Source organism: Mesorhizobium sp. B2-4-15 (genome assembly GCF_006658505.1).
GTDB lineage: Bacteria > Pseudomonadota > Alphaproteobacteria > Rhizobiales > Rhizobiaceae > Mesorhizobium.
This window is the reverse complement of sequence record NZ_VFUZ01000059.1, coordinates 1-1,050: the sequence shown is the minus strand read 5'-3', so window position 1 is coordinate 1,050 and position 1,050 is coordinate 1. Positions and strand designations below refer to the sequence as shown.

Annotated in this window: 1 protein-coding gene; it reads left to right on the top strand. The window is 65.3% G+C overall.

The annotated features are described in order from the left end of the window. Positions 1-1,050 (top strand): VCBS domain-containing protein (locus tag FJ930_RS29900; protein ID WP_210245394.1); only part of this gene is annotated, 1,050 nt, incomplete at both ends.

The following is a 1,050-nucleotide window of genomic DNA, read 5'->3' as shown; positions in this document are numbered from 1 at the left end:
TTCACCGTCACCATCGCCGACGGACACGGCGGCACGGTCGACCAGCTCGTCACCATCACCATCACCGGCACCGACGAGGACCCGACGATTTCGGCGGCCGACGCGACCGGCGCGGTGACCGAAGACACCGACGTCGTGCTCGGCAATCTGTCGACCACCGGCACCATCACCTTCGACGACGTCGATCTGATCGACACCCACACGGTGTCGGCCGCCCCGGCCGCCACCAACACGCTGGGCGGCACGCTGACGCCGGTGGTGAGCGACACGGCGACGGGCGCCGGCAACGGCACGGTGACCTGGACCTACACGGTCGCCGACGACGCAACCGACTATCTGGCGCAAGGCCAGACCGCGACCGAGACGTTCACCGTCACCATCGCCGACGGACACGGCGGCACGGTCGACCAGCTCGTCACCATCACCATCACCGGCACCGACGACTCGCCTGTTGCCAATGCCGACACCGGAGCAGTACTGGAAGACGCGACCCTCACTGTGTCTGCTGCTAATGGCGTGATCAGGGGCACCACAGGTGGATCGGTGGCCGACAGCGACGTCGACAATGCTAACAACACGCTGGTGGTATCCGGTGTGGTTGCGGGCACCGGCGCAGTAACGCAGGGCTTGGGAGTCGGGAGTTCGCTCTCCGGCACTTACGGTCACCTAACGCTGAATGCCGACGGCTCGTACAACTACGTGGCGGACAACGCCAACAGCCTCGCTGCTGGAGTCACAGCGGTAGACACGTTCACCTACACTGACAAGGATCCATTCAACGCAGTGTCCAACACAACGACGCTGATGATTTCGGTAACCGGCACCAATGACAACCCGACGGTCACCGCTGGCGCGCAGAGCGCACAACTGGTGGAAGCCGGTGTGGGTACCGCGGGCACGGCTTCGGCCAGCATCGCGTTGACCAAGGGCGATGTGGACGCCGGCGACGCGGCTGTCTACGACGGCACGGCGCTGACCAGCAATGGCTGGGCGACCAGCAATGGCGGGGCGACCTACACCAAGACCGGCACCTACGGCATCGCCACACTG